We start from the raw sequence: 26,494 nt of genomic DNA, 5'->3' as shown, positions 1-26,494 counted from the left end.
TTCCCCTCCTCCCTCCCCCCCCCCCCCCCCCCCCCTCCCCCTCCCCCCCCCCCCCCCCCCCCCCCCCCCCCCCCCCCCGGGCCCGCGTCAGGTGGTCACCGTGGGGCGTTGGCCGGCCGCGTACGCCATGGCGTGCTGGACGACGCCGATGAGCGTCTCCTTCACCGACTCGCGGTCGCGGGCGTCGGTCATCAGGAGCGGGACGTCGTCGTCGAGGTCGAGGGCCTGGCGGACGTCCTCGATCGGGTAACGCGGGGCGCCCTCGAAGCAGTTGACGCCGACGAGGAAGGGGATCGAGCGCCGTTCGAAGTAGTCGACGGCGGCGAAGCAGTCCTCCAGGCGGCGGGTGTCGGCGAGCACGACGGCGCCGAGCGCGCCTTCGGAGAGTTCGTCCCACATGAACCAGAACCGCTCCTGGCCGGGCGTTCCGAAGAGGTACAGCACCAGGTCCTCGCGGAGTGTGATGCGGCCGAAGTCCATGGCCACGGTCGTGGTGTGCTTGCCTTCCACGCCGCTGGTGTCGTCGATGGGGCGACCGGCCTCGGTGAGCAGTTCCTCGGTGCGCAGCGGCCTGATCTCGCTGACCGCGCCGACGAGCGTGGTCTTGCCCACGCCGAAGCCGCCGGCCACCAGGATCTTGAGCGTGACGGGCTCGACCGGAGGCTTGCCGCGCTCAGAACGCCCGAAGATCATCGATCTCTTCTCCTGCTTGATGGGGGTCGGGCGACGGCGGGCCGTAGCCTCCGCCGCCGGGGGTTTCGATGACGAGTACATCGCCGGTGACGACGTCCGCGGAGTCGCTGCCGCCGAGTGCGGTCACGGTGCCGTCGGTGTGTTCCACCCGATTGGCACCGAGAGAGCCCGGCTCGCCGCCCGCCATGCCGTACGGGGCGACACGTCGGTGCTGGGACAGCGTGGAGACGGTCATGGGCTCCAGGAAGCGGATGCGGCGCACGGCGCCGTCCCCGCCGCGCCACCGGCCGGCGCCACCGCTGCCGCGCCGGACCGCGAACTCCTCGAGGCGTACGGGGAGCCGCCACTCCAGGACCTCGGGGTCGGTGAGGCGCGAGTTGGTCATATGGGTCTGGACAACGGGTGCGCCGGGGAAGCCGTCGCCCGCGCCGGAGCCCGAGGCGACAGTCTCGTAGTACTGGTGGCGTTCGTTCCCGAAGGTGACGTTGTTCATGGTCCCGGAGCCCTCTGCCTGGACGCCGAGCGCGGCGTAGAGGGCACCGGTGATGGCCTGGGAGGTCTCCACGTTGCCGGCGACGACGGCGGCCGGGGGCTCGGGGGCGAGCAGGGAGCCGGGTGGCACGACGATGCTCAGAGGGCGCAGGCAGCCGTCGTTGAGGGGGATCTCGTCGGCCACGAGGGTGCGGAAGACATACAGGACGGCCGCGTTGACGACCGAGAAGGGCGCGTTGAAGTTGGTGGACAGCTGCGCCGACGTGCCGGTGAAGTCGATGGTGGCCGCGCGGTTCTCGCGGTCCACGCGCACGCGTACGCGGATGACGGCGCCCGAGTCGGTCTCGTAGGCGTAGTCGCCGTCGTCGAGGGCGTCGATGACGCGGCGTACGGCCTCTTCCGCGTTGTCCTGGACGTGTCTCATGTAGGCCTGGACCACGTCGAGACCGAAGTCCTCGATCATGCGGCCGACCTCGTCGACGCCCTTCTGGTTGGCGGCGATCTGGGCGCGCAGGTCGGCGAGGTTGGTCTTCGGGTTGCGGGAGGGGTACGGCGCCCCGGTGAGGAGGCGGAGGGTCTCGTCCTCGCGGAAGCGGCCGTCCTCGGCGAGCAGCCAGTTGTCGAAGAGGACGCCCTCCTCCTCGATGGTGCGGCTGCCGGCGGGCATGGAGCCCGGGGCGATGCCGCCGATCTCGGCGTGGTGGCCGCGTGAGGCGACGTAGAAGAGGAGAGTCGGGTCACTCTGCGTGACGTCCGACGACGTGGTGTCGAAGACCGGGGTGATCACGGTGACGTCGGGCAGGTGGGTGCCGCCGTGGTACGGGTCGTTGACGGCGTAGGTGTCGCCCGGGCGCATGCGGGAGCCGCGCCGGCGGATGACCTCTTTGACGCTCGTGCCCATCGAGCCCAGGTGGACAGGGATGTGCGGGGCGTTGGCCACCAGGTTTCCGTCGGGGTCGAAGAGGGCGCAGGAGAAGTCCAGGCGCTCTTTGATGTTGACGGACTGGGCGGTGGACTCGAGGCGGGCGCCCATCTGTTCGGCGATGGACATGAAGAGGTTGTTGAAGACCTCCAGCAGAACCGGGTCGACTTTCGTGTCGAGATCGGAACTCTGCGTAATCGCGGCGCGTTCCATGACCAGATGCCCGTCGTCGGTCACCGTGGCCTGCCAGCCCTCGTCGACGACGGTCGTCGCGCCTGCTTCGGTGATGATCGCCGGACCGGTGAGCGTGCCGCCGGGGGGAAGGCCCTCGCGGCGGTGGAGGGGTACGTCGCGCCAGGCGCCGCCCGTGTGGAGGCGGACGGTCTGCGGCGCTGCGGGGCTGCCGTCGGCGGTGGCTTCGTAAGGGGCGAGAGCGGAGAGATCGGGGGGTTCGGTGATGCCGGTGGCTTCTACGGAGAGGGCTTCGACGACGATCGGCCGGTCGAGCGTGAAGGAGTACGTGGCGCGATGACGCTCTTCGAAGGCGTGCCGCATCGTGCCGGGCTCGGTCAGCTCGACGGTGAGGGTGGTGTCGGTGCCGTCGTAGCGGAGCTGCGCGCGGCGGGTGATCTCGATGTGTTCCTCGGGGATGTCCTCGGCCCGGAGTTCGGCGCGTGCCGCCGCTTCCAGGTCTTCGGCGGTCTTGCGGACGCCGGGCATGGAGGCGGGTTCCAGTGGGGCCTCGACGGACTGTTCGCGCATGGCGGTGGTGTCGGCGAGGCCGATGCCGAGTGCGGAGAGGACACCGGCCAGGGGCGGCACGAGGACGGTGCGGATGCCGAGGGAGTCGGCGACCATGCAGGCATGCTGGCCGCCGGCGCCGCCGAAGGTGGTGAGGGCGTAGCGGGTGACGTCGTGGCCCTTCTGGACGGAGATCCGCTTCACGGCCGACGCGATGTTCGCGACGGCGATCTGCAGGTACCCCTCGGCGACCTGTTCGGGGGTGCGGTCGTCGCCGGTCTGCTCGCGGATCTCGCGCGCGAGGGCGGTGAAGCGGTCCCGGACGAGTGCCTCGTCGAGGGGCTCGTCGCCGTTCGCGCCGAACACCTTCGGGAAGTGGGCGGGCTGGATGCGTCCGAGGACGACGTTGGCGTCGGTGACGGCGAGCGGGCCGCCGCCCCGGTAGCAGGCGGGCCCGGGGTCCGCGCCCGCCGAGTCCGGCCCTACGCGGTAGCGGGAGCCGTCGAAGTGCAGCACCGAGCCCCCGCCGGCCGCCACGGTGTGGATGTCGAGCATGGGGGCGCGGAGCCGGACGCCGGCGATCCGGCTGGTGAAGACGCGTTCGTATTCGCCCGCGAAGTGGGAGACGTCGGTGGAGGTGCCGCCCATGTCGAAGCCGATGACGCGGTCGAAGCCGGCCAGCTGCGACATGCGGGCCATGCCGACGATGCCACCGGCGGGACCGGACAGGATGGCGTCCTTGCCCCGGAACTGCCCGGCTTCGGTGAGACCGCCGTTGGACTGCATGAACATCAGCCGTACGCCCTCGAGTTCGTCGGCGACGTGCCGGACGTAGCGGCGCAGTACGGGCGAGAGGTAGGCGTCGACGACGGCGGTGTCCCCGCGGGGGACGAGTCTCATCAGGGGGCTGGCCTCGCTGGAGAGCGAGATCTGCGGGAAGCCGATACGGGCGGCGAGTTCCCCGACGGCCTGTTCGTGGGCGGGGTGGAGGTGGCTGTGCATACAGACCACGGCCACGGCCCGGATCCCGTCGCCGTACGCCTCCCGGAGGGGCTCGGCGAGGGCGTCGAGGCCGGGTGCGAGCAGGACGGTGCCGTCGGCGGCGATGCGCTCGTCGACCTCGACGACTCGTTCGTACAGCAGCTCGGGCAGTTCGATGCGGCGGGCGAAGATGCTCGGGCGGTTCTGGTAGGCGATGCGCAGGGCGTCGCGGAAGCCGCGGGTGATGACCAGCAGGGTGCGCTCGCCCTTGCGCTCCAGGAGGGCGTTGGTGGCGACCGTGGTCCCCATACGCACGGTCTCGACGGGGTCGCCCGAGTCGGCCAGCAGCGTGCGGACGGCCTCGACCGCCGCGTCGGTGTAGCGGGCCGGGTTGTCCGACAGGAGCTTGTGCGTGAGCAGCCGGCCGTCCGGGCGTCGCGCGACGACGTCGGTGAAGGTGCCGCCTCGGTCGACCCAGAACTGCCAGCCTGTCACGTCAGTACCCCGCTTCCGCGCTGCTCACAGCGCCCGGAGGCCGTTGATCACGTCGCGCAGAATACTCTCGTCCGGCAGTTCGGCAGGGGGTACGGGCCGGTTCACATGGACGAATTCCGAGTCCACGAGATCTCCGACAAGGACCCGTACCACCCCGATCGGCAGGTCGAGTTCCGCTGCGAGTTCGGCGACCGACTGCGGGACGTCACGGCACAGCTCGACGATGTCCACGTGCTCCGGGGAGAGCATGTGGTCGGCTTCCGGGTCGTCCGCGTGCGTTTCCGTGACCACGACCGCGATCAGGTCCAGGCGGTGCTGGCCCTGGCTGCTGGTGCGGCCGCGTGTCATGGCGTACGGACGGACGACCGGTCCGGCTTCGTCGTCGAACCAGTGGCTTCTTCCCTGACCGTCAGCGCTCATGTCATCCCACTACCCGCCTGCGGGCAGATCGGTGCGCGGAGCGGCACCCAGATGCACACCGACCCGCTTCACGAGGAGCGTCATCTCGTAGGCGACCTGGCCGACGTCCGAGTCGGCGTCCGAGAGGACGGCGAGGCAGCTGCCGTCACCAGCGGCGGTCACGAACAGGAAGGCGTCGTCGAGCTCGACGACGGTCTGGCGAACGTTGCCGGCCTCGAAATGGCGTCCCACACCCTTGGCGAGGCTGTGGAAACCGGAGGCGACGGCGGCCAGGTGCTCGCTGTCCTCCCTGGTCAGGTCCCTGGACACCCCCGTCGGCAAACCGTCGCTGGAAAGCACGAGTGCCTTGCGAATGCTCGCGACACGGTCCACCAGGTCGTCGAGGAGCCAGTTCAGCTCCCCCTTGATGGTCGCGGTGTGGCCGGTCGCCTTCGGTGCGGTCATCGACCGTCCCCCTCTGTCGTTCCTTGTCGTGCTGCGCCGTTGTGGGCGGCATCGCCCGCGGCGTTCTCATCACGGCCGCGCTGCCAGCCGCGCTGGAGCGAGGCCATGCGGCTGCGTACTTCCTCGGCGTCGCGTTCGACGGGCTCGGCCTTGTCCTCCGTACGCGGCTCGGCCCCCCGCTTCAGCTGCGGAGCCAGGTTGGCCTGCCGAACGCGCCGGGGCAGCGGCGTGGTGCCGGAGCCGGTGTCCTGTGGCGCGGGTTCGGAGCCGGCCTCGTGGCGCGTGGGCCGGCTGGTGCTCTCCGGCGCGGGTCCGGAGTGGTGGTCGGGTGCGTCCGGGCCGCTGGACGCGATCTCCGCGCGACGGGTGCGCTTGGGCAGAGTGGGCGGTTCCGACCGGTCGCCGGTGGCGCTGCCCGGCGTGGCCGGGGACTCGGTGCGGTCGGCGGCGCGGCCGGCCGCGCCGATGGCCGGGCGAGCGGGTTCCGTCCCCCGGCGACGGGCCGGCAGGGGCGGCGGTGCATCGGTCGGCGCCTCGCCTCGCCGGGTGCCGGCCGCGGAGTCCTCGCTGCGGCGCCGGACCGGAAGCGCGGGGTCCGGTCCCGGCCGGCCCGCGGCCCGGCCATCCGCGGAGCCGTCGCCCCGGCGACGCGAGGGGAGCGAGGATGTGGCCCCCGATTCCGCTCGGCCGGTGGCCGTGGTGGGCTCCTCGTCGGTCTGCCCCCGACGGGGGCGCTGCTCGGTGACGGGACGCCCGTGCGAGCTGACCAGCTTGGGGGTGTGGCGGCGGGGCGGGACGGCGGCAGCGCCGAGCTCGTCGTCGGTGTCGGTCCGGTCCCGTCCGCCGCGGGCGTCGCTCTGCTGCTGCGGATCGGGGCGGCCGGCTGTCTCGTCCTGGGCGCGGATGAGGGAGTGGCGGGGGCGGAACAGGGCGCCGTGTCCGCTGTTCTCGTCCTCGAGGGAGCCGGGGAAGCGGCCGATGGCGTCCAGGTCCACCGGGGCCTCCAGCTCGACCGGGCCGTCCAGGAGGGAGGCGGGCAGGCCGGGACGCTGTGCGGTTGCCTGGGACAGGGCGGCGCGGCGGCTGTCCTGCGGCTCGCTCTCGGTGGCCAGCTGGGGACGGTCGAGGCGGAACCCGATGCCGTTCGTGTCCGGGATGTCGTCCGTCAGCAGCGCGTCGGGAATGAACACGACGGCGGTCGTGCCTCCGTACGGGGAGGGCTGCAGGGAGACCCGGACGTTCTGTCGCTGGGCGAGCCGGCTGACCACGAACAGACCGAGCCGGTCGGTGTCGGACAGCTCGAACTCCGGCGTCTCGGCGAGCCGGAGGTTGGCGTCCAGGAGCGCTTCGGCGGCCATTCCGAGGCCGCGGTCGTGGATCTCCAGGGTGAAGCCGTTGGCGACCCGCTCACCCACGACCTGGACGGCGGTGTGCGGCGGCGAGAAGACCGTGGCGTTCTCCAGGAGTTCGGCCACGAGATGGGTGAGGTCGGCGACGGCCGGACCGGTGACGGCGATACGCGGAAGGCGGCGGACCTCGATGCGTTCGTAGTCCTCGACCTCGGCGACGGCGGCCCGTACGACGTCCATGAGCTGGACGGGCTTGCGCCACTGACGGGAGGGGGCTGCGCCGGAGAGGATCACGAGGCCCTCGGCGTGCCGCCGCATGCGGGTGGTCAGGTGGTCGAGGCGGAACAGGTCGGCGAGTTCCTCGGTGTCCTCGGTCCTGCGCTCCATGGCGTCGAGCAGGGTGAGCTGGCGGTGGAGCAGGACCTGGCTGCGGCGCGCGAGGTTGACGAAGACCTCGGAGACGCCGGCGCGCAGCTCGGCCTGCTTGACGGCGGCTTCGACGGCGGCGCGCTGCAGGGTGTTGAGGGCCTGGCCGACCTCGCCCATCTCGTTCTTGTCGTACTCCAGGTGCGGGACCTCGGTCTCGACGTCGACCTGTTCGCCCGCGGAGAGCCTGCGCATCACGCTGGGCAGTCGTACCCCGGACGCCTCGTGGGCCTCCAGGCGCAGCTGCCGCAGATCGCGGATGAGGGTGCGGCCGACGCGCACGGACAGGACGAGGGAGACCAGGAGCGCGAGCAGGCCGAGTACGCCGGCGACGACCGCCTTGGCGATGACGCCCATGGCCACCGGATCGACGCGGTCCTGGTAGCGGTCGTTGGCCTGGTCGTTGAGGGTGCCGAGCTCGTCGAGCACGTTGCCGGCGGCGCTGTCCCAGCTCTTCGCGGAGACACCGCGGGGGGCTCCGGTCCCGGAGGAGACGGCCGCTTCCTCGGCCACGCGCAGCGGAGCGGAGGAGGCGTTCTTCCAGAAGCTCTCGTAGCGGTCGCGCTCCGCGACAGGCAGCAGCGGCAGGTTGGCGTCGTACATCAGGGTGCGCTGGGCCACGAGGTCGGAGATGTCGCGCTCTTCGGAGTGGGAGATCTCGCCGACGATCAGGGCGGAGCCGAGGAGGGCGTCCTCACGGGAGAGGAGTTCGCGGGCGCGGGCGAGATTGACCAGCGCGCGGTACTGCTTGTCCAGTTCGACGTTGTCGACCACGTGCAGGTTGGCCAGCAGGACGTAGCAGGGGTCGACCAGCCGGTTGTAGAGGTCGAGGGCCTGAGAACGGTTGACGGTGCCGTCCTCGACACTGCTGCGCAGGGACTCGATGCCTTCGAAGGCGTCCAGTACCGCGGTCAGCCGCTCGTCGGTGTCCTCGCCCATCGCGTCGCGCACGTCCGGATTCCGGGCGTTCTCGCGGATGCTGCCGACGGCCTTGTCGGTGGCGGACCTGCTGCGCCGGAGCGCTGCGAGCCCGTCGGAGCCGCGGGGGTCGGCGAGGTGGACCAGGGTCTGGCGGCGTTCCTCCTGGAGGACGCGGACGGTGTCCTCCATGGGGTAGCCGATCTTCTCCACCACGGACGACACATTGAACAGGTCGGCCGCCTCACGCCCCGTGAGCACCGTGGCGAAGGCCCAGATCGCGCTCAGGGACACCAGCGGCACGAGGAGCAGCGCCACGATCTTCCGGCGGATGGACTTCCCGCGAAAGCGCATGGCCTCCCCCAGCTCGGGCCCCCGGCCTACCGGGGGTACACATGTGCGTCAACAAACGGCGCGAGCCTACTACCGACCCACAGGGAACTCGAAGACCGGTCCGGAAGGTGAACTTCCGCGCCAGCCACGAGGCATGGTGAGTTGTCCGGGCATTACAGGAGTTGTCTCCCCGAAATCGATGGCGGCCGTGCGGGCCGATCGCCGTGACCCGCCAGGGCGGTTGGCTGAAATTTTTCGGTTCTTGGGAATCTTCGTGATGGGTTGTTCGTCCTTCTCTGTGGGAGACGGGGACGGAATCGGCCACAGGAGCCGCATCCCGCACCTGGGCGGCGTAAGACAGCGCAAGCCGGGCAGCCACTGGGGAGCACGGGTCTTCGGATGCGAGCGAGCGGTCTGCTGGCGGTGGGGAGTGACACGTTGATGGGCACGGCGGAGCGGCGCGGGACGCCCAGGGCTGGTGGGGCGCACGTGCCGGGGCATCGGAATCGCGAGGCGACTGATCGCGACATTCCGGCCGAGGACAAGGAGACCAGGGCTCACGAAAGAGCAGCCCTGGCTCACGAGGTGGGCGGCGGCGGACGCGAGCAGCAGTACAACCGGCCCCTGTGGGTCGAGGAGCCGGCCCGGCGACGGCGATTGCCGGATCCGGTACGGACGGCGGCCGTGCGGGCGGTGTTCCTCATAGCCTTGACGCTGATCCAGGCGATGGTGGCCTTCCTCTGCACGATGGCCGGGTCCTGGCTGGCGTTCCCCATGGTGATCAGCAGCGTGGTCAGTACCATCGCGGCCACCTGGGGAGCCCTCGACGTGTGGGTGACGCGTCAGGTCTGGAACCAGCGCAACGGCGTGGTGTCCATGCCGAGCAGCACGGCCCGGGCCCTGCGCCGCGAGCGGCGCCGGGCCCGACGGCAGGCACGCGCGGCCGTACGGGCCCAGGAGCGGATACGCCGGCGGGGCGGGGCCGGGCAGTTGTCCCACTCGTGAGGAGTGACGGCCGGGACCCTGGCGGGGCGTCCGGGCTTGGGCGAGGACGCCCGGCCGATGTGCCCTTGCCGGCGCCCCTCACCGTGCCGCGGACTGCACCCGTTCCTCCCCCGCGCCCCGAGCGAGTTCGCGTCGCGCCCGCATGAACGGGCGCGGGCGGTCCACGGCGAGCACCGCGGTCGTCCGGCCGTCCCGCTCGTACCGGGCGAGGAAGCCGCCCTCGGCCGGTGCGCCGCCGGAGAGTTCGCCCTCGGTGACGCGGACGGTGTCGCCGTCCGTGCGCCGGCCGGCGAACTGGATGCGGGCGCCGTACTGGTCGGACCAGAAGTAGGGCACGGCGGTCGCGGTCTCGACGGTTCGTCCGGCGAGCAGGTTGGTCACGGCGGCTCTGGGCTGCTGGGTGGCCGACGTCCAGTGCTCGGCGCGGGTGCCGCCGACGCGGGCGACATCGCCGACGGCGACCACCTGGGGCAGGGGCGTCGCACAGCCGTCGTCGCACAGGACGCCGTCGTGCAGGGCCAGGGCCGAACCGGCCAGCCACGCGGTGTTGGGGGTGGCGCCGATGCCGACGATCACGATGTCGGCGGGGAGCGTGCGGCCGTCGGTGAGGTCCACGCCGGTGACGGTGGTGGCGCCCCGCAGTCCGGTCACTCCGGTGCCGGTGACCAGGTCCACCCCGCCACGGTGGTGCAGTGCAGCGCACACGGCGGCCATCTCGGCGCCGAGTTGGGGCACGAGTGGGAGCGGGGCGGCCTCGACGACGGTGACGGAGTGGCCGAGGGAGGAGCAGGAGGAGGCGGTCTCGGCGCCGATGAAGCCGCCGCCGATGACGACGACGCGGCACGGGCCACGGGTGAGTTCCTCGCGCAGGGCACGGGCGTCGTCGAGGGTGCGCAGCGTGTGCACGCCGGCGAGGGTGTCGCCCGGGAGACGGCGGGCCGAGGCGCCCGTGGCGATGACGACACCGTCGGTGGACACGGTGCGGCCGTCGTCGAGCAGCACGGTGCGGCCGCGGGCGTCGAGGGCGCGGGCACGGACGCCGAGGATCCATTCGGCGCCGAGTTCGGTGGTCTCCTCGCTGTCGGTGAGGGCGAGTTGGGTCTCGTCGGCTCGGCCGGTGAGGAAGTCCTTGGAGAGGGGAGGCCGGTCGTAGGGGTGGTGAGGTTCGTCGCCGACGATCACCAGACGTCCGTCGTAGCCCTGGGCACGCAGTTCCCGGGCCGCGTACAGGCCGGAGAGGGAGGCGCCGACGATGGTCACGGTTCGCATGCGGCATGCCTCCTCGCGGTGTTCCGCGCACTCGCCTCATCGGTCGCGGCACGCCTGATCACGGCATCCGCCCTGCCGGCTCCGCCCCCTGCGGGCCCGTTGCCGGTGTCCGGGGCGACGGCTCCGCCGGCGGTGACGCGCCTGTTCCCGGCTGCCGACGGGCGGGCCGCAGCGCTCGGGTCGCCTTCGCGTTTCGCGTTCACGCGGCCGTCCCCTCCTCCGCTGCGAGGTGGACGCGGATGAGGCCGTCCTCGACGGTGACGCTGTGGGTGCGGACGGCGCGGCGGGCCGGGAGGCAGGTCGGGCGGCCCGTGCGCAGGTCGAACGAGGCGGCGTGCAGCGGGCATTCGACCAGGCAGCCCTCCAGCCAGCCCTCGGAGAGGGAGGCGTCCTGGTGGGTGCAGGTGTCGTCGATGGCGTAGAGGTCACCGTCGTCGGTGTGGAACACGGCGACGGGCGGTGTCGTCTCGAGGCGGACGGATTCGCCCTTGGGGAGGTCTTCGAGGCGGCAGACGGGAATCACGGGCCCCCCTTTCGGTCCGGGACGTGACCGGACCGTTCGGCCAGACTGTAGGCAGTTCATGGAGTGCCACGGGCCGGGGCGGGTCCGGGCACGGAGAGGTGTGTGTTGGTGCCGTCGTCCGGTCGCGCCGTCAGGACCGAGTCCCCCTGCCGGGAGCTCGCCCCCTTCCGAGATCCGGACGCTTCGGTAACATGATGTTTCACATGGCGCATCGGCAAGCGCTATACGCAACAGAATCCGGGCGGGGCGACCGTCGCGTCAAGGGGTTCCCGAAGATGCGGCCCAAAGAGGGCCCACAGGTGGTGAGAGTTCAGCCATGACCCGCACGCAGAAGCAGTCCGACCGCGATGAGAACCCGCCGGAGAACCCCTCGGAGAGCACGGCGAAGCCGGGGGGCAGAGGCGCGGCGAGTGCCGTGCAGTCGGTGGATCGCGCCGTGAGCGTCCTGGAGATCCTCGCCCGGCACGGCGAGGCGGGCGTCACCGAGATCGCCGACGAGCTGGACGTGCACAAGTCCACGGCGTTCCGGCTCCTCGGCGTCCTGGAGAACCGCGGCCTGGTGGCCCAGGCGAAGGACCGCGGCAAGTACTACCTGGGCGCCGGCGTACTGCGCCTCGCGGGGGCGGCGGCAGTGCGGCTGGACGTCTCCCAGGAGGGCGTCCCGGTCTGCCGGGAACTCGCCGACGAACTGGGCGAGACGGTCAACATCGCGGTCCTGGACGACGACGCGGCGGTCAACATCATGCAGGCCCGCGGCACCGCCTCCGTCACCGCGCAGAACTGGCTCGGCCGCCGCACCCCGCTGCACGCCACGTCCAGCGGCAAGGTGCTGTTCGCCCACATGCCGCCGACCCTGCGCGAGGGCCTGCTGGCGCGCCCGCTGCACCGCTTCACGGAGCGCACGGTCACGGTCGCGTCCATGCTGCGCGGCGAGTTGGACACCGTCGTGCAGCAGGGCTACGCGATCACGGTCGAGGAGCTGGAGATCGGCCTCGCGGCGGCGGCGTCGCCGATCCGCTCGCACGACGGCAAGGTCATCGCGTCGCTGAGTGTCTCGGGGCCGGTGTACCGGCTGAGCCAGGAGCGGCTGCCCGAGCTGGCGAAGCGCACGGAGGCGGCGGCCGCTGAACTGTCCCGTCGTATGGGATACGGCTTCTGACGTAGCCCGGTCCGGTCGGCCGGGACGTAGGGAACACAGCGCGGGAACAGGTGGAATCCCTGGTTCCGCGCTGTTGTGTGTCCGATGTGTTTCGCCCGTCCCGTTCCGTTTTCCAGGGCTTGACTCGTACCTCTTGACGGCTCCTTGATGCGATTCCCACTATGTTCCTCATCGCGCAACCCATCGTGCACTGCGCAACAGCAGAGGAGCTTGGTCGTGCCACACGAGGTCCGTGCCGCAGTCGCTGTCAAGAAGGGCGCACCCGTCGAGGTGCAGACGATCGTGGTTCCCGATCCCGGTCCCGGAGAGGTCCTGGTCACCGTGCAGGCGTGCGGGGTGTGCCACACGGATCTGCACTACCGGGAGGGCGCGATCACGGACGACTTCCCGTTCCTGCTCGGCCATGAGGCGGCCGGCACGATCGAGGCGGTCGGCGAGGGCGTCACCGACCTCAAACCCGGTGACTACGTGGTGCTGGCCTGGCGTGCTCCCTGCGGCCGTTGCCGTTCCTGTCGCCGGGGCCGCCCCTGGTACTGCTTCGACTCCCGCAACGCCGCCCAGCCGATGACCCTGCTGGACGGCACGCCGCTCACGAACGCCCTCGGTATCGGCGCCTTCGCCGAGAAGACGCTGGTCGCGGCGGGCCAGGCGGTGAAGATCGACCCGGCCGCGCGCCCGGAGGCCGCGGGGCTCATCGGCTGCGGGGTGATGGCGGGCTACGGCGCCGCGGTCAACACCGGCAAGGTCGGCCGGGGCGACTCGGTCGCCGTGATCGGCTGCGGCGGCGTCGGAAACGCGGCGATCGCGGGTGCGTGCCTCAACGGCGCCATGAAGGTCATCGCCGTGGACATCGACGACCGGAAGCTCGACCGGGCGGAGAAGTTCGGCGCCACGCACACCGTCAACTCCCGGGGCACCGACCCGGTCGAGGCGGTGCGGGAACTCACCGACGGCTTCGGCGTCGACATCGCCATCGACGCGGTGGGCCGCCCGGAGACGTTCACGCAGGCTTTCTACATGCGCGACCACGCGGGCCTGCTGGTCCAGGTCGGCGTGCCCTCCCCCGAGATGAAGGTCGAACTGCCGCTGATCGACGTGTTCTCGCGGGGCGGCGCGATCAAGTCGTCCTGGTACGGCGACTGTCTGCCGAGCCGCGACTTCCCGTTCCTCGTCGACCAGTACCTGTACGGGCTGCTGGACCTGAACGCCTTCGTCAGCGAGACCATCGCGCTGGACCAGGTGGAGGAGGCCTTCGCGAGGATGCACCGCGGTGAGGTGCTGCGCTCGGTGGTAGTGCTGTGAGCGCCGCGTAGACCCGACGTCCCATTCCCCCCGACGCGTTCATCCCGTCCCAGCAAGGAGGGGCATGTCCAGCACACCCGAAACCCCCCGCGTGGTCGTCATCGGCGCCGGCATCGTCGGCTGTTCCCTCGCCGACGAGCTGACCGCCCGCGGCTGGACCGACGTCACCGTTCTCGAACAGGGGCCCCTGCCCGCCCCGGGCGGCTCCACCTCGCACGCTCCCGGCCTCGTCTTCCGGACCAGCCCCTCGAAGACGCTCACCGCCCTCGCCCGGTACACGGTCGAGAAGTTCACCTCGCTCGACGTCGACGGCGTCTCCTGCTTCAACCAGGTCGGCGGCCTTGAGCTGGCCACCACCCCCGAGCGTCTCGCCGAGCTGCACCGCAGGGCCGGTTACGCCGCCGCCTGGGGCGTGCGCGGCGAGATCGTCGGCGCCGCGCGCTGCAAGGAACTGTGGCCGCTCATCGACGAGTCGGTGGTCCTCGGCGGCTTCCACACCCCGGACGACGGCCTGGCCCGCGCCCTGCTCGCCGCCCGCGCCCAGATGGCACGGGCCACCGCGCGGGGCGCCCGGTTCCTGGACCGGCACACGGTCACCGGCATCGAGCGGCAGAACGGCAGGGTCAGCGAAGTCGTCACCGACCGGGGCACCTTCCCGGCCGACCACGTCGTCTCGGCGGCCGGCTTCTGGGGCCCGGTCATCGGCCGCATGGCCGGGGTCGACGTCCCTCTGCAGCCGCTCGCCCACCAGTACGCGAGGACCAGGCCGCTCCCCGAGCTGAACGGTGCCACCGCGGAGGCCTCGAAGCCGATCCTCCGCTTCCAGGACCGCGACCTCTACTTCCGGGAGCACACCGACCGCATCGGCATCGGCTCCTACGCCCACCGGCCCCTGCCCGTCGACCCCTTCGCGGTCCTGCCCTACGACGAGGCCCGCGCCCGGCACCTGGACATGCCGTCCTCCTACCCCTTCACGGAGGAGGACTGGGCGCCCAGCTGGGCCGACTGCCGCCGCCTGATGCCCGCCCTGCGCGACGCCGAGATCGAGTCAGGCTTCAACGGCGTCTTCTCCTTCACGCCGGACGGCATGCCGGTTGTCGGCGAGTCCCGGGTGCTGCGCGGCTTCTGGCTGGCCGAGGCCGTCTGGGTCACGCACTCGGCCGGTGTCGCCAAGGCCGTCGCCGAGTGGATGGTGGACGGGCGGCCGTCGATCGACCTGCACGAGTGCGACCTCACGCGCTTCGAGGAGGCGCAGCGCTCACCGTCGTACGTCCGTGACCGGGGTTCACAGCAGTTCGTCGAGGTGTACGACGTCATCCATCCGCTCCAGCCGATGGAGCGGCCCCGGCCCCTGCGGGTCAGCCCCTTCCACGCCCGTCAGCAGCAGCTCGGCGCGTACTTCCTGGAGGGTGGCGGCTGGGAGCGTCCGCACTGGTACGAGGCGAACGCCCCGCTCGTGGACGCCCTCGGTCCTCTCCCCGAGCGCGACGCCTGGTCGGCCCGCCACTGGTCGCCCATCGCGGCGGCCGAGGCCAGGGCGACGCGTGAGGGCGTCGCTCTCTACGACATGACGCCCCTGCGCCGCCTCGAGGTCACCGGCCCCGGAGCCCTCGGCTTCCTGGACCGTATGACCAGCAACAACCTCCGCAAGAAGCCCGGCGCGGTCACCTACACCCTCCTCCTCGACGAGACGGGGGGCATCCGCTCCGACCTGACCGTGGCGCGCCTCGCCCCGGACCGCTTCCAGGTCGGCGCCAACTCCCCCGCCGACCTCGACCGGCTGCTGCGCCAGGCGCCGGCGGACGTCCACATCCGGGACATCACCTCCGGAACGTGCTGCGTCGGTGTGTGGGGCCCGCTCGCCCGTGACCTCGTCCAGCAGCTCACCCCCGACGACTTCTCGCACGAGGCCTTCGGCTACTTCCGCGCGAAGGAGACGTACATCGGGCATGTCCCGGTGACCGCCATGCGGCTGAGCTACGTCGGCGAGCTCGGCTGGGAGCTGTACACCACCGCCGATCTGGGGCTCCGGCTCTGGGACACGCTGTGGGAGGCAGGCCAGGACCTAGGTGTGGTCGCGGCGGGCCGCTCGGCCTTCAACTCCCTGCGGCTGGAGAAGGGCTACCGGGCCTGGGGCGTCGACATGACCGACGAGCACGATCCGTTCGAGGCGGGCGTCGGCTTCGCGGTGCGGATGGACAAGGAGGACTTCGTCGGCAAGGCCGCGCTGGCCGAGGCCGGCGAGCCCGGCCGCCGCCTCACCCCCCTCCTCCTCGACGACCCCGCCGCCGTCGTCCTCGGCAAGGAGCCCGTGTACGTCGACGGTGCCCCCGCCGGCTACGTCACCAGCGCGTCGTACGGCTACACCCTCGGCCGCTGCGTCGCGTACGCCTGGCTGCCCGCCCGTCTCGCCACGGGCACGGGCGTGCACATCGAGTACCTCGGCGAGAAGGTCCCCGCGACGGTGGCCGACGAGCCGCTGTTCGACCCGAAGATGACGCGCATCCGCCGCTAGCAGGCATGCCCTGGCCTCTCCGAGGAGCACGCACGTGACGACCACCCCGATCACCCCGAGCCTGATCGCCACCCTCCCCGGGCGCTACTACACCGACCCGGACGTCTTCCGGCAGGAGCAGGAGCACATCTTCGAGTCGATGTGGTTCTGCGCGGTCCGCGGCTCCGACCTGGACCGGCCCGGCGCCTTCCGCACCGTCCAGGTCGGCCACGAGAGCGTCATCATCACCCGTACCCGCAAGGGCGCACTGCGCGCCTTCCTCAATGTCTGCCGCCATCGCGGGGCGCGCCTGTGCACGGAGGAGTCGGGCGAGAACCGCCGCACGCTCCAGTGCCCGTACCACGCGTGGACGTACGACCTCGACGGCAAGTTGATCGCCGCACCCAACTTGATCAAGATGCCGGACGTCGATCGTGTCGCGTACGGGTTGATCAATGTCGCTCTGCGTGAGTGGCTCGGCTACGCCTGGGTGTGCCTGGCGGACGAACCGCCGTCCTTCGAGGAGACGGTCGTGCGGGCCGCCGTCGAGCGGCTCGGTGACGTCGCGGCGATCGAGCACTACGGCACGGAGAACCTCGCGCTCGGAAAACGCATCACCTATGACGTGAAGGCGAACTGGAAGCTGATCGTCGAGAACTTCATGGAGTGCTACCACTGCGCGACGATCCACCCCGAACTGACCGAGGTGCTACCGGAGTTCGCCGACGGGTACGCCGCCCAGTACTACGTGGGCCACGGCGCCGAGTTCGGCGACGAGGTCAAGGGCTTCACCGTCGACGGCGGCGAGGGCTTCGGCAGGCTCCCGGCCGTGGGCGCCGACCAGGACCGCCGCTACTACGCCATCACGATCAAACCGGCGGTCTTCGTGAACCTCGTCCCGGACCACGTCATCCTGCACCGCATGTTCCCGCTCGCCGAGGACCGCACGGTCGTCGAGTGTGACTGGCTGTACGCGCCCGAGGTGGTCGAGTCGGGGGCGGACGTGTCGAGGTCCGTGGAGCTCTTCCATCGGGTGAACCTCCAAGATTTCGACGCCTGCGAACGAACGCAGCCGGCGATGGCTTCCCGGGCGTACCGAAAAGGGGGTGTACTCGTGCCCAACGAGCACCACATCGGGATCTTCCACGAGTGGCTCGTCGAACGGCTGGGAGGCGCGCATGCCGGACCTGTTCATTGACGGTGAGTGGCGGGGCGCCCTCGACGAACGCACCCGTGAGATCCGCTGCCCGGCCGACGGGTCCCTGGTCGCGGTCGTGGACGAGGCGGGCGGCAAGGACACGGTGGAGGCGATCGCCGCGGCCCGCCTGGCCTTCGACGACGGGCCCTGGCCGCGGACCCCGGCGCTCGAACGCGGCGACCTGCTGCTGCGCGTCGCGGACCTCCTCATCCGGGACAAGGCGGCTCTCGCCCGCGCCGAGTCCCTGGACACGGGCAAGCGGCTCGTGGAGAGCGAGTACGACATCGACGACGTCGCGAACTGCTTCCGCTACTTCGGGCGGCTGGTGGCGAGCGAGTCCGGCCGGGTCGTCGACACGGGCAGGGCGGACGTCGACAGCCGGGTGGTGCACGAGCCGGTCGGCGTGTGCGGGCTGATCACGCCCTGGAACTATCCGCTCCTGCAGACGGCCTGGAAGGTCGCCCCGGCTCTGGCGGCCGGCAACACCTTCGTGCTCAAGCCGAGCGAGCTGACTCCGCACACCGCGATCCACCTGGTGCGGCTGCTGGCGGAGGCCGGGCTTCCGCCGGGCGCCGGCAATCTGGTCCTCGGCGCGGGCCCGGAGGCGGGCGCTCCGCTGGGCGACCATCCGGACGTGGACCTCGTCTCCTTCACCGGCGGCCTGGAAACCGGCCGCCGGCTGATGGCCGCCGCCGCTCCGACGGTGAAGAAGGTGGCCCTCGAACTCGGCGGCAAGAACCCCAACATCGTCTTCGCCGACGCCGGCTTCGAGGCCGCCGTCGACATGGCGCTGACGGCGGTGTTCCTGCACTCGGGGCAGGTGTGCTCGGCGGGGACGCGGCTGCTCGTCGAGGACTCCCTGCACGACCGCTTCGTCGACGAGGTCGTACGGCGGGCACGGGACATCCGCCTGGGCGGGCCGTTCGACGAGCGGGCCCGGACCGGTCCGCTGATCTCGGCCGCTCACCGCGCCAAGGTCGAGGCCTATGTGGCCAAGGGCATGGCGGAGGGCGCGGTGCTGCGCTGTGGCGGCTCGCGCCCGGACCGGCAGGACCTGGCCGGCGGCTTCTACTACCCGCCCACCGTGCTGGACGAGTGCGCCGCGGGCATGTCCGTGGTCCAGGAGGAGTCCTTCGGCCCCGTCCTCACCGTCGAGCGGTTCACGGGCGAGGAGGAGGCCGTACGCCTAGCCAACGACACGATCTACGGCCTCGCGGGCGCCGTGTGGACGAGCGACGAGGCCCGGGCCGCGCGGGTCGCGGACCGGCTGCGCCTCGGAACGGTCTGGATCAACGACTTCCACCCTTACGTTCCGCAGGCGGAATGGGGCGGTTTCAAGCAGTCCGGCTTCGGACGCGAACTCGGGCCCGCGGGGCTCGCCGAGTATCGCGAGACGAAGCACATCTGGCGCAATACCCGTCCCACCCCCCAGGGTTGGTTCGACTGATCGAATCCGCCCCGAGGAACACCCATTGAGGAACCGCCCATGAGACCGACCGCGCAGTCCACAGACGCCCCCGGCCAGGACGACGCCGAACTCACCGAGTTCGGCTACAGACCCGAGCTCAAGCGCACCCTCGGCAACTTCCACACCTTCGCCGCCGGGATCAGCTACATCTCGATCCTGACCGGGACCTTCCAGCTGTTCTACTTCGGCTACGGCAGCGGCGGCCCCGCCTACTGGTGGTCGTGGCCGATGGTCTTCGTCGGCCAGTTCATGGTCGCGCTCTGCTTCGCGGAGCTCGCCGCCCGCTATCCCGTCGCGGGCTCCGTATACAACTGGTCGAAGAAGATAGGCAATCCGCATCTGGGCTGGCTGGCCGGCTGGATGATGCTGATCGCCTCGATCGTGTCCATCGCGGCCGTGGCGCTGGCCTACCAGCTGACGCTGCCGCAGATCTCGTCGTTCTTCCAGTTCGTGGGGGACGGCACCGGTACGTACGACGTGGCGACCAACGCGGTCATCCTGGCCGCGGTGTTGATCCTGTTCACCACCCTGGTGAACGCCTTCGGCGTCAAGTTGATGGCGAGGATCAACACGGCGGGCGTGTTCATCGAGTTGATCGCCACTGTCGTACTGATCGTCCTGCTCGCGGTCCACATCACGCGTGGTCCGCAGGTCGTCATGGAGACGCACGGCACCGGCGCCGGGTACGGAAACGGGTACCTGGGTGCCTTCCTGGTGGCCTCGCTGGCCTCCGCGTACGTCATGTACGGCTTCGACACCGCCGCCTCGCTCGGCGAGGAGTCCCTGGACCCGACCCGGAACGCACCGCGCGCGATCATCCGGGCGATCGTCGCGTCCTTCGTGCTCGGCGGTCTGATCCTGCTGCTGGCGCTGATGAGCGTGTCCAGCCTCAAGGGCGAGAAGCTGTCCACGGACGGTCTGCAGTACATCGTCCTGGACGTGCTCGGCCCGACGGCCGGCAAGGCGATGCTGTGGTGCGTGCTGATCGCGGTGACGGTGTGCGCCCTGGCGGTCCACACGGCGGCCGTCCGGCTGGCGTTCGCGATGGCCCGCGACAACAACCTGCCCGCGTCCTCGAAGCTGGCCAAGTGCCACCCGAAGTTCCAGACGCCGGTCCTGCCGACCGTGATCATCGGGATCCTCGCGCTGGCGATCCTGGTGGTCAACATCCGTCAGCCGCAGATCTTCACCGTCGTCACCAGCATCGGCATCATCATGATCTACCTCGCGTACCTGGGTGTCACGGTGCCGCTGCTGGTCGCCCGGCTGCGCGGGAAGTGGCAGCCCGCGAGCGAGGGCCGCTTCTCCCTGGGCCGCTGGGGGCTGCCGGTCAACATCCTGGCCGTGCTGTGGGGCGGGGCCATGACGCTCAACCTCATCTGGCCGCGGGCCGCGGTCTACAACGCGGCGGCGCCCTACCACTGGTACCTGCGCTGGGGCGCGGTGCTGTTCGTGGCCGTCATCGCGGGCGGGGGCTTCGCCTACTACTGGTTCGTCCAGCGGCACCGGACCGGCGTGCTCGCCGAGCACCGCTCGGACACCACGGCCTCGTCTCCCCTCACCGCCCCGGCGGCCGACTGAAGGAGGGCCCATGAGTACGCATGAGTTCGACTACGTCGTGGTCGGCGGCGGCACCGCGGGCAACGTGGTGGCGGCCCGGCTGTCCGAGGACCCCTCCGTCACGGTGTGCGTGCTGGAGGCCGGACCGAGCGACGTCGGCGACGACGACGTCCTGCGGCTGGAGCGCTGGATGGGGCTGCTGGAGTCCGGCTACGACTGGGACTATCCGGTCGAACCGCAGGCCGGCGGCAACAGCTTCATGCGGCACGCCCGGGCGAAGGTGCTCGGCGGCTGCTCCTCCCACAACTCCTGCATCGCCTTCTGGGCACCCGCCGAGGACCTCGACGACTGGGCGGCCGCGGGCTGTACGGGCTGGAGCGCGGCCGACCTGTACCCGCTGTACCGGCGGCTGGAGAACAACGACGCGCCCGGCGACCACCACGGCCGCACCGGCCCGGTGAAGCTGCGCACGCTGAAGAGCGACGACCCGTGCGGCACGGCCCTGCTGGAGGCGTGCGCGCAGGCCGGCATCCCCACGGTCGCCTTCAACACGGGCCGGACGGTCGTCCGGGGCGCCGGTTGGTTCCAGATCAACTCCGACGAGAACAACATCCGCCAGTCGTCCTCGGTCGCCTATCTGCACCCGGTTCTCGGCAAGCGGCCCAACCTGGACGTACGCACGGGAGTACGCGCCAAGAAGCTGGTGCTCGACGGGAGGCGCTGCGTGGGCGCCGAGTACCTCGACCCGGACCTGATCCACACCCGGACCGTACGGGCCCGGCGGGAGGTGATCGTGTCCTGCGGGGCGATCGACTCGCCGAAGCTGCTGCTGCTCTCGGGCATCGGACCGGCCGGGCACCTGCGCGAGGTCGGCGTCGAGACGGTCGTGGACGCGCCGGGCGTCGGCGAGAACCTCCAGGACCACCCCGAGGGCGTGATCATGTGGGAGGCCCGGCAGCCGATGACCACCACCTCCAGCCAGTGGTGGGAGGCGGGCATCTTCTACGACACCGAGCCGGGGCTCGACCGGCCTGACCTGATGTTCCACTACGGGTCCGTGCCGTTCGACATGAACACCGCCCGGCACGGCTACCCCACCTCCGAGAACGCCTTCTGCCTCACGCCCAATGTGACGCGCGCGAAGTCGCGGGGGACGGTGCGGCTGCGGACGCGGGACTACCGGGACAAGCCGAGGGTCGATCCGCGGTACTTCACGCACGAGCACGACGCGCGGGTGATGACGTACGGGCTGAGGCTGGCCCGGCGGATCGCCGAGCAGCCCGCGCTGAGCGGCTGGGCGGGGGCGGAGCTGGCGCCCGGGCCGGACCTGCGGACGGACGAGGAACTGCTCGGATACATCCAGCAGACGCACAACACCGTCTATCACCCGTCCTGCACGGTGAGGATGGGTGCGGACGACGACCTTTCGGCCCCCTTGGACGCGCGGTTGCGGGTCAAGGGTGTCGAGGGGTTGCGGGTGGCTGACGGGTCGGTGATGCCGGATCTCGTCACCGTCAACCCGTGCATCACGACCATGATGATCGGCGAGAAGTGCGCGGATCTGCTGCGGGGAGCCGCCTGACCGTGGGTGACTGCGCGACCGTTGTGGCTGGTCGCGCAGTTCCCCGCGCCCCTAGGGCGTTGAGGACGCCGGGCGTTTGTACATCCTGGTCGCCGTGATCTCGCTGTGGACCGCCTCGCCTGCCTGGGGCTGCTGCGGCAGGCCCGGGCGGAGGTGTTCCTCGACGCTGATGTACTTCAGGCCGGCCCGCAGGTCGGCGTCGTTGCGCATGCGGATGACGAGGGGGAACTCGGCCAGCGCGGTGGTGTCGAACAGGCCCGTGGTGTAGAGGAGTTGGACACCCAGCGCGTCCGACACCGCCCGCTGGAGTTCCAGCAGGTATGTGGCGTTGGCGCGGCCGATGGGGTTGTCGAGGAACAGGGTGCCGGCGTGCCGGTGCTTGTCCCGGCCCCGGTCGTTCGAACGCAGCGCGGCCATCGTGCAGTACAGGGCGATGGCGGCGGTGAGGAGCTGGCCGCCGGAGAAGACGTCGCCCATCTGCCCGACAGGGACGCGCTCGGCGCGCAGCACCGCGTCGGGCTTGAGGATCTCGACGGCGACGCCCTTGGGCTGCAGGGCCGCGGCGACGCCCCGCAGCAGCAGGGACATGCCGTCACGCCGCAGGTCGGAGTTCTTCTTGACGGCCGCGCGGGTCGCCTCGTCGACGACCTCGCCCAGGCGCTCGGTGAGCGTGGCCTGGTCGGGCTCCTCGAAGCGGATGCGGAGGAACTCCTGTCCCGACCACTCGCCGAGCCCCTCCGGGAGCCGGGAGAGGCGCTGGGCGGAGCGCAGGGTGGCCAGGGCCGACTCGACCAGGCCACGCAGACGGTCCACGATCGAGTCGCGGTTGCGCTCCAGCTGCTCCAGTTCGTCCGTCAGGACCCGGAGCCGGGGCGCGAAGGCGTCCGCCCACTTCTGGGCGTGCTCGGGCAGCGTGGAGGCCGGCAGTTCGCGGATCTGCTGCCGCGCCGGGGTGCGGACCTGCTCGTAGCGCGTGGAGTTGGCGTGCCGGACGAGGATGTCGCCGGCCTCGCGGACGGCGGCCTCGGCGGCGGACAGGTCGGCGGCGCAGCCGCGCAGGGAGCGGCGGGCCTCGGCGGCCGACTGCCGGGCCTCCTCCGGGCTGCCGGGGTAGGGCTCGGGCTCTTCGTGTTCCTCGTCCGTGGCGTGCTCGCGCAGCAGGTCGCGGAGCATGGCGGCGATCTCGTCGAAGCCGCCCGCCGCGTCCTCGGCCGCGCGGTGGGCGTCGAGGAGTTCGGTGTGCGCGTCCCGTGCCTGGTTCAGCGCCTCGGTGTGGGAGGCGAGTTCGCCCGTGGCGGTGCGCAGCAGGGTCTGGGCGTGCTCGGCGTCGCGGGGCTGCGCTTCCTCGGGGAGTTCGGTGTGGGCCTCGCCGTCCTCGGGCGCGTGCCGTTCGGCCTCGCCGCGCAGCCGCCCGAGCTGCTCGCTCGCGTTCGACATACGGGTCTCCAGGAGCTGCACCAGCTCCTCGGCCCGGGCGGCGGCGGCCTGGCGGCTGGGTCCGTCGGAGCCGTCGGGGGATTCGAGGAGCTGCTCCGCGCGCGTGCGGACCTTGTTGCTCAGGCGGTCCAGCTCCGCACGCGCCGCGCTCTCGTCGCTCTCCGCGCGGGCCTGTTCGGCTCGCAGGTCGGCGCCCACGCCGACCTTCTCGTACAGCTGGGAGGCGGCCCGGTAGGCCTCGCGCAGGGCGGGCAGGGAGGCCTTCGGGGTCTGGGTCTCGTCCTCGGGCACGTCGTCGGGGGCGCCCGCGATCTCGGAGCGCTCGGCGCGCAGCGCGCGGGCCGTGCGGCGCGCGTCGTCGGCGGCGCGCTGGGCGCCGCGCCGGTCCTCGTCGGCGGCGCGGGCGCGCTCCAGGCAGGTCTGGGCGCCCGCCTCGGCCTCGGTCGCCTCGTCTGCCAGTTCCCGCAGCCTGACCTGCCAGCCGGCCCGCTCGCGCAGCCGGAAGGCTAGCCCGGCGAGGGCGTCGGCGGAGCGGCGGGCCTTCTGGGCTGCCTCCTGCCGCTCGTCCCTGACCCGGGCGGCCTCGGTGGCGGTCTCGTCGGCCTCGGCCCGCACCGTGCGTCCCTCGGCCAGCTCGGCCTCCGACTCCTCGGCGAACGCGCGGGTGTCGTGTGCTGTCCGGGCCAGTTCGTCCATCCGGCCGGCGGGGCAGCCGGTGCGCCAGGAGGCGAGCCGGGCGGCCAGCTCGCGGTCCTTGCCGAGGCGGGCGGCGAGCGCGCGGATCTCCTCGTCCCGCTCGGTCGCCCGGGTGCGCAGCGCCTGCCGCTCCTCGTCGGCGGCGTGCTCGTCGTGCATGGCCGGGTTCGGCGGGACGAGGAACACGTCGCCGCTGTCGGCGTCCGGGGCGGGGGTCGGGGCGAGCAGGGCGGCCGCCGTGCCCACGGCCACGGCGGAACGGGGCAGCAGCGCCGCGTCGCCGAGTGCCTCGCGGGCGCGTGCGTGGGAGTCGGGGTCGGTGATGATCACGCCGTCGACGAGTTCGGGCCGGGCGGCCAGCACGCGCGCGTGGTCGGCCGGGTCGACGGCCTGGGCGAGATAGCGCCAGCCGGGCAGCGCGGGGATGCCGTGCTCGCCGAGGTACTCGACCGTGGCCAGCACGTCCGGGCCGGGCGGCAGCAGCCCGCCGTCACCGAGCGCGCCGAGGATCCGGGAGTCGTCGGCGGCGGCCGTACGCAGGTCGAAGAGCTGGCGTTCGGCGGAGCCTACGGCGTCGTCGAGCAGGTCGCGCAGGTCGTCGGCGAAACGGTCGAGTTCCTCGGGGCTGAGCCCCTGTTCGCCGGAGGCGGGCGGGAGGGCCGGCTCGCCGTCCGAGCCGTGGCGGGGCTGCGGGATGCCCGGGCGGGTCTCGGAGGTGAGGCTGAGCAGCTCCGCCAGGCGCTCCTCCCCCGCCAGGGCCTCGGCGGTGCGGCGCTCCGCTTCGTACGACCGCTCCGCCGCCGTGGCCGCGTCCGCCGCGCGGGCCGCGGTGAGTTCGGCGCGGGTCTCGGTGGCGGCTGCCTCCCGCGCGTGCTCCGTGGCCCGGTGGGACGCCTCGCGGGCCGCGTCCCAGGCCGCGACGGCGGTCTTCTCGGCGTCGCTGGCGGCGAGGGCCGCGCGGGCCGGGTCGGCGTCGGGCGCGCTGTCGTCGAGCCAGCCGGCCCGGACCGCCTCGGCGGTCTCCTGCTCGACCTCGGCGAGGCGCTGCTTGAGGTGCCCGACCTCACTGCGGGCGCGCTGTGCCTCGGTGGCGGCGGCGGTGGAGTCACGGTAGGCCGAGTCGCTGACCTCCTGGAGGGCGGCGGAGCGCTCCTCCTCCTCGTTGGCGAGGTTCTCGGCGTTCCCCGCGGCGGCGTGCAGGGCCCGTACGAGATCGACGGCGGCCCTGGAGCGGGCGGCCAGCGCGGGGGCGGCGTCGCGCTCCGCCTCCTGGATCGCGGCGGACACCCGGGCGACACGGTCGGAGGCTGCACGGTGGCGCAGTACGGCCTCGGCGGCCTGCCACGCGGAGTACAGCGTGCGGGCGTCGGCGAGCTCGCGCTTCTGCGCGGCGGCGGACTTCTCGGCCGCCGCGAGGGCCAGCGAGGCGTGCCGATAGGCGAGTTCGGCGGAGATCAGCGCGCTGCGCTCGCGGGCCTCTTCGGCGTGCGTGACCGCGTACGCGGCGGCGGTGACCCGTTGCGCCAGGTCGGCGGCCCGGGTCCGCTCCCGGACACCGCGCGCGGACAGCTTGCGGGCCAGGTTCCGCGTACGCCGCTCGGCTCCGGCGTGGATGTCCCGCGCGCGGGTGCGGGCCTCGGCGGCCTCGACGATCCGCCCGAGCAGGTCGACCGATCCGGCGGTGAAGTCTCGTTCGGCGATCAGCTCGGCGCGCCGGCCGAGCTTGTTGCCGAAGCCGCCGACCAGGTCGGCGAGTCCGTCGGTGTCACGGGTGTCGGTGACGGCGCGCAGCAGCAGATCGGTGAAGTCGGCGTCCTTCTTGACCGCGAAGAGACCGGCGGCCTCGCCTTCGTCGGCGTTCATCTCCCGCTGGTAGCGGAAGAGTTCCGGGTCGAGGCCGAGATCGCCCAGGTGCTCGATCCAGCGGTCGTGGATCTCCTCCCAGTGCACCTCCAGGTGCGGGTAGGTCTTGCCCGCCTCCGTGAGGGCGTCGCGGAAACCCTTCATCGTGCGACGCCGGCCGCGTGCGCCCGACTGGCCCTCGACCGGGGCCCGTACGGCGGTGGACTCGGCCACGGGAAGGTTGTCGAGGCTCAGTCCGGGCCCGGGGCGGAAGGAGTACCAGGCCTCGGCGAACTTCCGCGGGTCGTTGGAGACCTGCCGTCCGCGCCACTCGCTGACCTTGCCGACGACGACGCACTCGCCGGTCAGCACATGCTGCCATTCCAGCGCGACATGTCCGCAGTCGTCGGCGAGCAGGAACTTGCGCAGCACACCGGAGCTGGCGCCCCCGAGCGTGTTCCGGTGGCCCGGCAGCATCACCGAGAAGATCAGCTTGAGCAGCACCGACTTGCCGCCGCCGTTCTCCAGGAAGAGCACACCCGCGGGCGCGGGCCGGCGCGGCGGGCCGACGGGCTCCTCCTCGAAGAACTCCGCCTGCGTGGGCGCGGGGTCGGGCACGGCCTCGCCCACACCGCGCAGGTCAAGCACGGTGTCGGCGTAGCGCGCACCGGCGGGCCCGATGGAGTAGAGGCGGACCCGGGACAGCTCGTACATGGCGGACTCTCGTAAGCCTTCGTGAAGTGTG

16 protein-coding genes are annotated in these 26,494 nt (G+C 71.8%); 8 read left to right on the top strand and 8 right to left on the bottom strand.

Annotated features, from left to right (window positions below):
• Positions 1–87: 87 nt before the first annotated feature.
• The 5 genes from ACZ6I3_RS33175 to ACZ6I3_RS33155 are packed head-to-tail and all read right to left on the bottom strand — an operon-like array spanning position 88 to position 8,235.
• Positions 88–693, bottom strand: coding sequence for a GTP-binding protein (locus tag ACZ6I3_RS33175; protein WP_469419707.1), 606 nt, complete (start codon positions 691–693; stop codon positions 88–90).
• Positions 674–4,324 (bottom strand): hydantoinase B/oxoprolinase family protein, encoded by a 3,651-nt coding sequence (locus ACZ6I3_RS33170; protein WP_469419706.1) that lies wholly within the window; start codon positions 4,322–4,324, stop codon positions 674–676. Before ACZ6I3_RS33170 ends, ACZ6I3_RS33175 begins: the two co-directional genes overlap by 20 nt.
• Positions 4,325–4,348: 24 nt before the next feature.
• Positions 4,349–4,744 (bottom strand): DUF742 domain-containing protein, encoded by a 396-nt coding sequence (locus ACZ6I3_RS33165; RefSeq protein ID WP_469419704.1) that lies wholly within the window; start codon positions 4,742–4,744, stop codon positions 4,349–4,351.
• A gap of 9 nt (positions 4,745–4,753) precedes the next feature.
• Complete coding sequence (locus tag ACZ6I3_RS33160; RefSeq protein WP_468198859.1) at positions 4,754–5,188, bottom strand: roadblock/LC7 domain-containing protein; 435 nt, start codon at positions 5,186–5,188, stop codon at positions 4,754–4,756.
• Complete coding sequence (locus ACZ6I3_RS33155; RefSeq protein WP_469419703.1) at positions 5,185–8,235, bottom strand: sensor histidine kinase; 3,051 nt, start codon at positions 8,233–8,235, stop codon at positions 5,185–5,187. Before ACZ6I3_RS33155 ends, ACZ6I3_RS33160 begins: the two co-directional genes overlap by 4 nt.
• Positions 8,236–8,613: 378 nt before the next feature.
• Between ACZ6I3_RS33155 and ACZ6I3_RS33150 the strand changes: the two genes are divergently transcribed.
• Positions 8,614–9,219, top strand: a complete 606-nt coding sequence (locus ACZ6I3_RS33150; protein ID WP_469419701.1) for a hypothetical protein — start codon at positions 8,614–8,616, stop codon at positions 9,217–9,219.
• Positions 9,220–9,297: 78 nt separating this feature from the next.
• Here the strand turns inward: ACZ6I3_RS33150 and ACZ6I3_RS33145 are convergent, their stop codons facing one another.
• Both ACZ6I3_RS33145 and ACZ6I3_RS33140 read right to left on the bottom strand, forming a co-directional pair.
• The gene (locus ACZ6I3_RS33145) at positions 9,298–10,488 is read right to left on the bottom strand and encodes an NAD(P)/FAD-dependent oxidoreductase (protein ID WP_469419700.1); all 1,191 of its coding nucleotides are present in this window, start codon (positions 10,486–10,488) and stop codon (positions 9,298–9,300) included.
• Positions 10,489–10,687: 199 nt separating this feature from the next.
• Positions 10,688–11,011, bottom strand: coding sequence for a bifunctional 3-phenylpropionate/cinnamic acid dioxygenase ferredoxin subunit (locus tag ACZ6I3_RS33140; RefSeq protein WP_469419699.1), 324 nt, complete (start codon positions 11,009–11,011; stop codon positions 10,688–10,690).
• Positions 11,012–11,327: 316 nt separating this feature from the next.
• Here ACZ6I3_RS33140 and ACZ6I3_RS33135 point away from each other — a divergent pair, with 316 nt between their 5' ends.
• The 7 genes from ACZ6I3_RS33135 (at position 11,328) to ACZ6I3_RS33105 (ending at position 21,774) form a co-directional block, all read left to right on the top strand.
• On the top strand, positions 11,328–12,170 hold the full coding sequence (locus ACZ6I3_RS33135) for an IclR family transcriptional regulator (protein WP_468198867.1): 843 nt from the start codon (positions 11,328–11,330) through the stop codon (positions 12,168–12,170).
• Between the two features lie 216 nt (positions 12,171–12,386).
• Positions 12,387–13,472, top strand: a complete 1,086-nt coding sequence (locus ACZ6I3_RS33130) for an S-(hydroxymethyl)mycothiol dehydrogenase (protein ID WP_469419697.1) — start codon at positions 12,387–12,389, stop codon at positions 13,470–13,472.
• Between the two features lie 64 nt (positions 13,473–13,536).
• A complete protein-coding gene (locus ACZ6I3_RS33125; RefSeq protein ID WP_469419696.1) occupies positions 13,537–15,987 on the top strand; it encodes a GcvT family protein in 2,451 nt (816 codons plus the stop codon).
• A gap of 34 nt (positions 15,988–16,021) precedes the next feature.
• On the top strand, positions 16,022–17,164 hold the full coding sequence (locus ACZ6I3_RS33120; RefSeq protein WP_469419694.1) for an aromatic ring-hydroxylating oxygenase subunit alpha: 1,143 nt from the start codon (positions 16,022–16,024) through the stop codon (positions 17,162–17,164).
• Complete coding sequence (locus ACZ6I3_RS33115; RefSeq protein WP_469419692.1) at positions 17,145–18,611, top strand: aldehyde dehydrogenase family protein; 1,467 nt, start codon at positions 17,145–17,147, stop codon at positions 18,609–18,611. The genes ACZ6I3_RS33120 and ACZ6I3_RS33115 overlap by 20 nt, the downstream gene beginning before the upstream one ends.
• 39 nt (positions 18,612–18,650) lie before the next feature.
• The gene (locus ACZ6I3_RS33110; RefSeq protein WP_469419691.1) at positions 18,651–20,213 is read left to right on the top strand and encodes an APC family permease; all 1,563 of its coding nucleotides are present in this window, start codon (positions 18,651–18,653) and stop codon (positions 20,211–20,213) included.
• 10 nt (positions 20,214–20,223) lie between these two features.
• Positions 20,224–21,774, top strand: a complete 1,551-nt coding sequence (locus ACZ6I3_RS33105; protein WP_469419690.1) for a GMC family oxidoreductase — start codon at positions 20,224–20,226, stop codon at positions 21,772–21,774.
• Between the two features lie 51 nt (positions 21,775–21,825).
• Here the strand turns inward: ACZ6I3_RS33105 and ACZ6I3_RS33100 are convergent, their stop codons facing one another.
• The gene (locus tag ACZ6I3_RS33100; protein ID WP_469419688.1) at positions 21,826–26,463 is read right to left on the bottom strand and encodes a hypothetical protein; all 4,638 of its coding nucleotides are present in this window, start codon (positions 26,461–26,463) and stop codon (positions 21,826–21,828) included.
• Positions 26,464–26,494: the final 31 nt, after the last annotated feature.

This window comes from Streptomyces sp. NPDC041940, from assembly GCF_055589465.1.
Note: the sequence above shows the minus strand (reverse complement) of the source record. Positions and strands in the feature narration are given on the sequence as shown.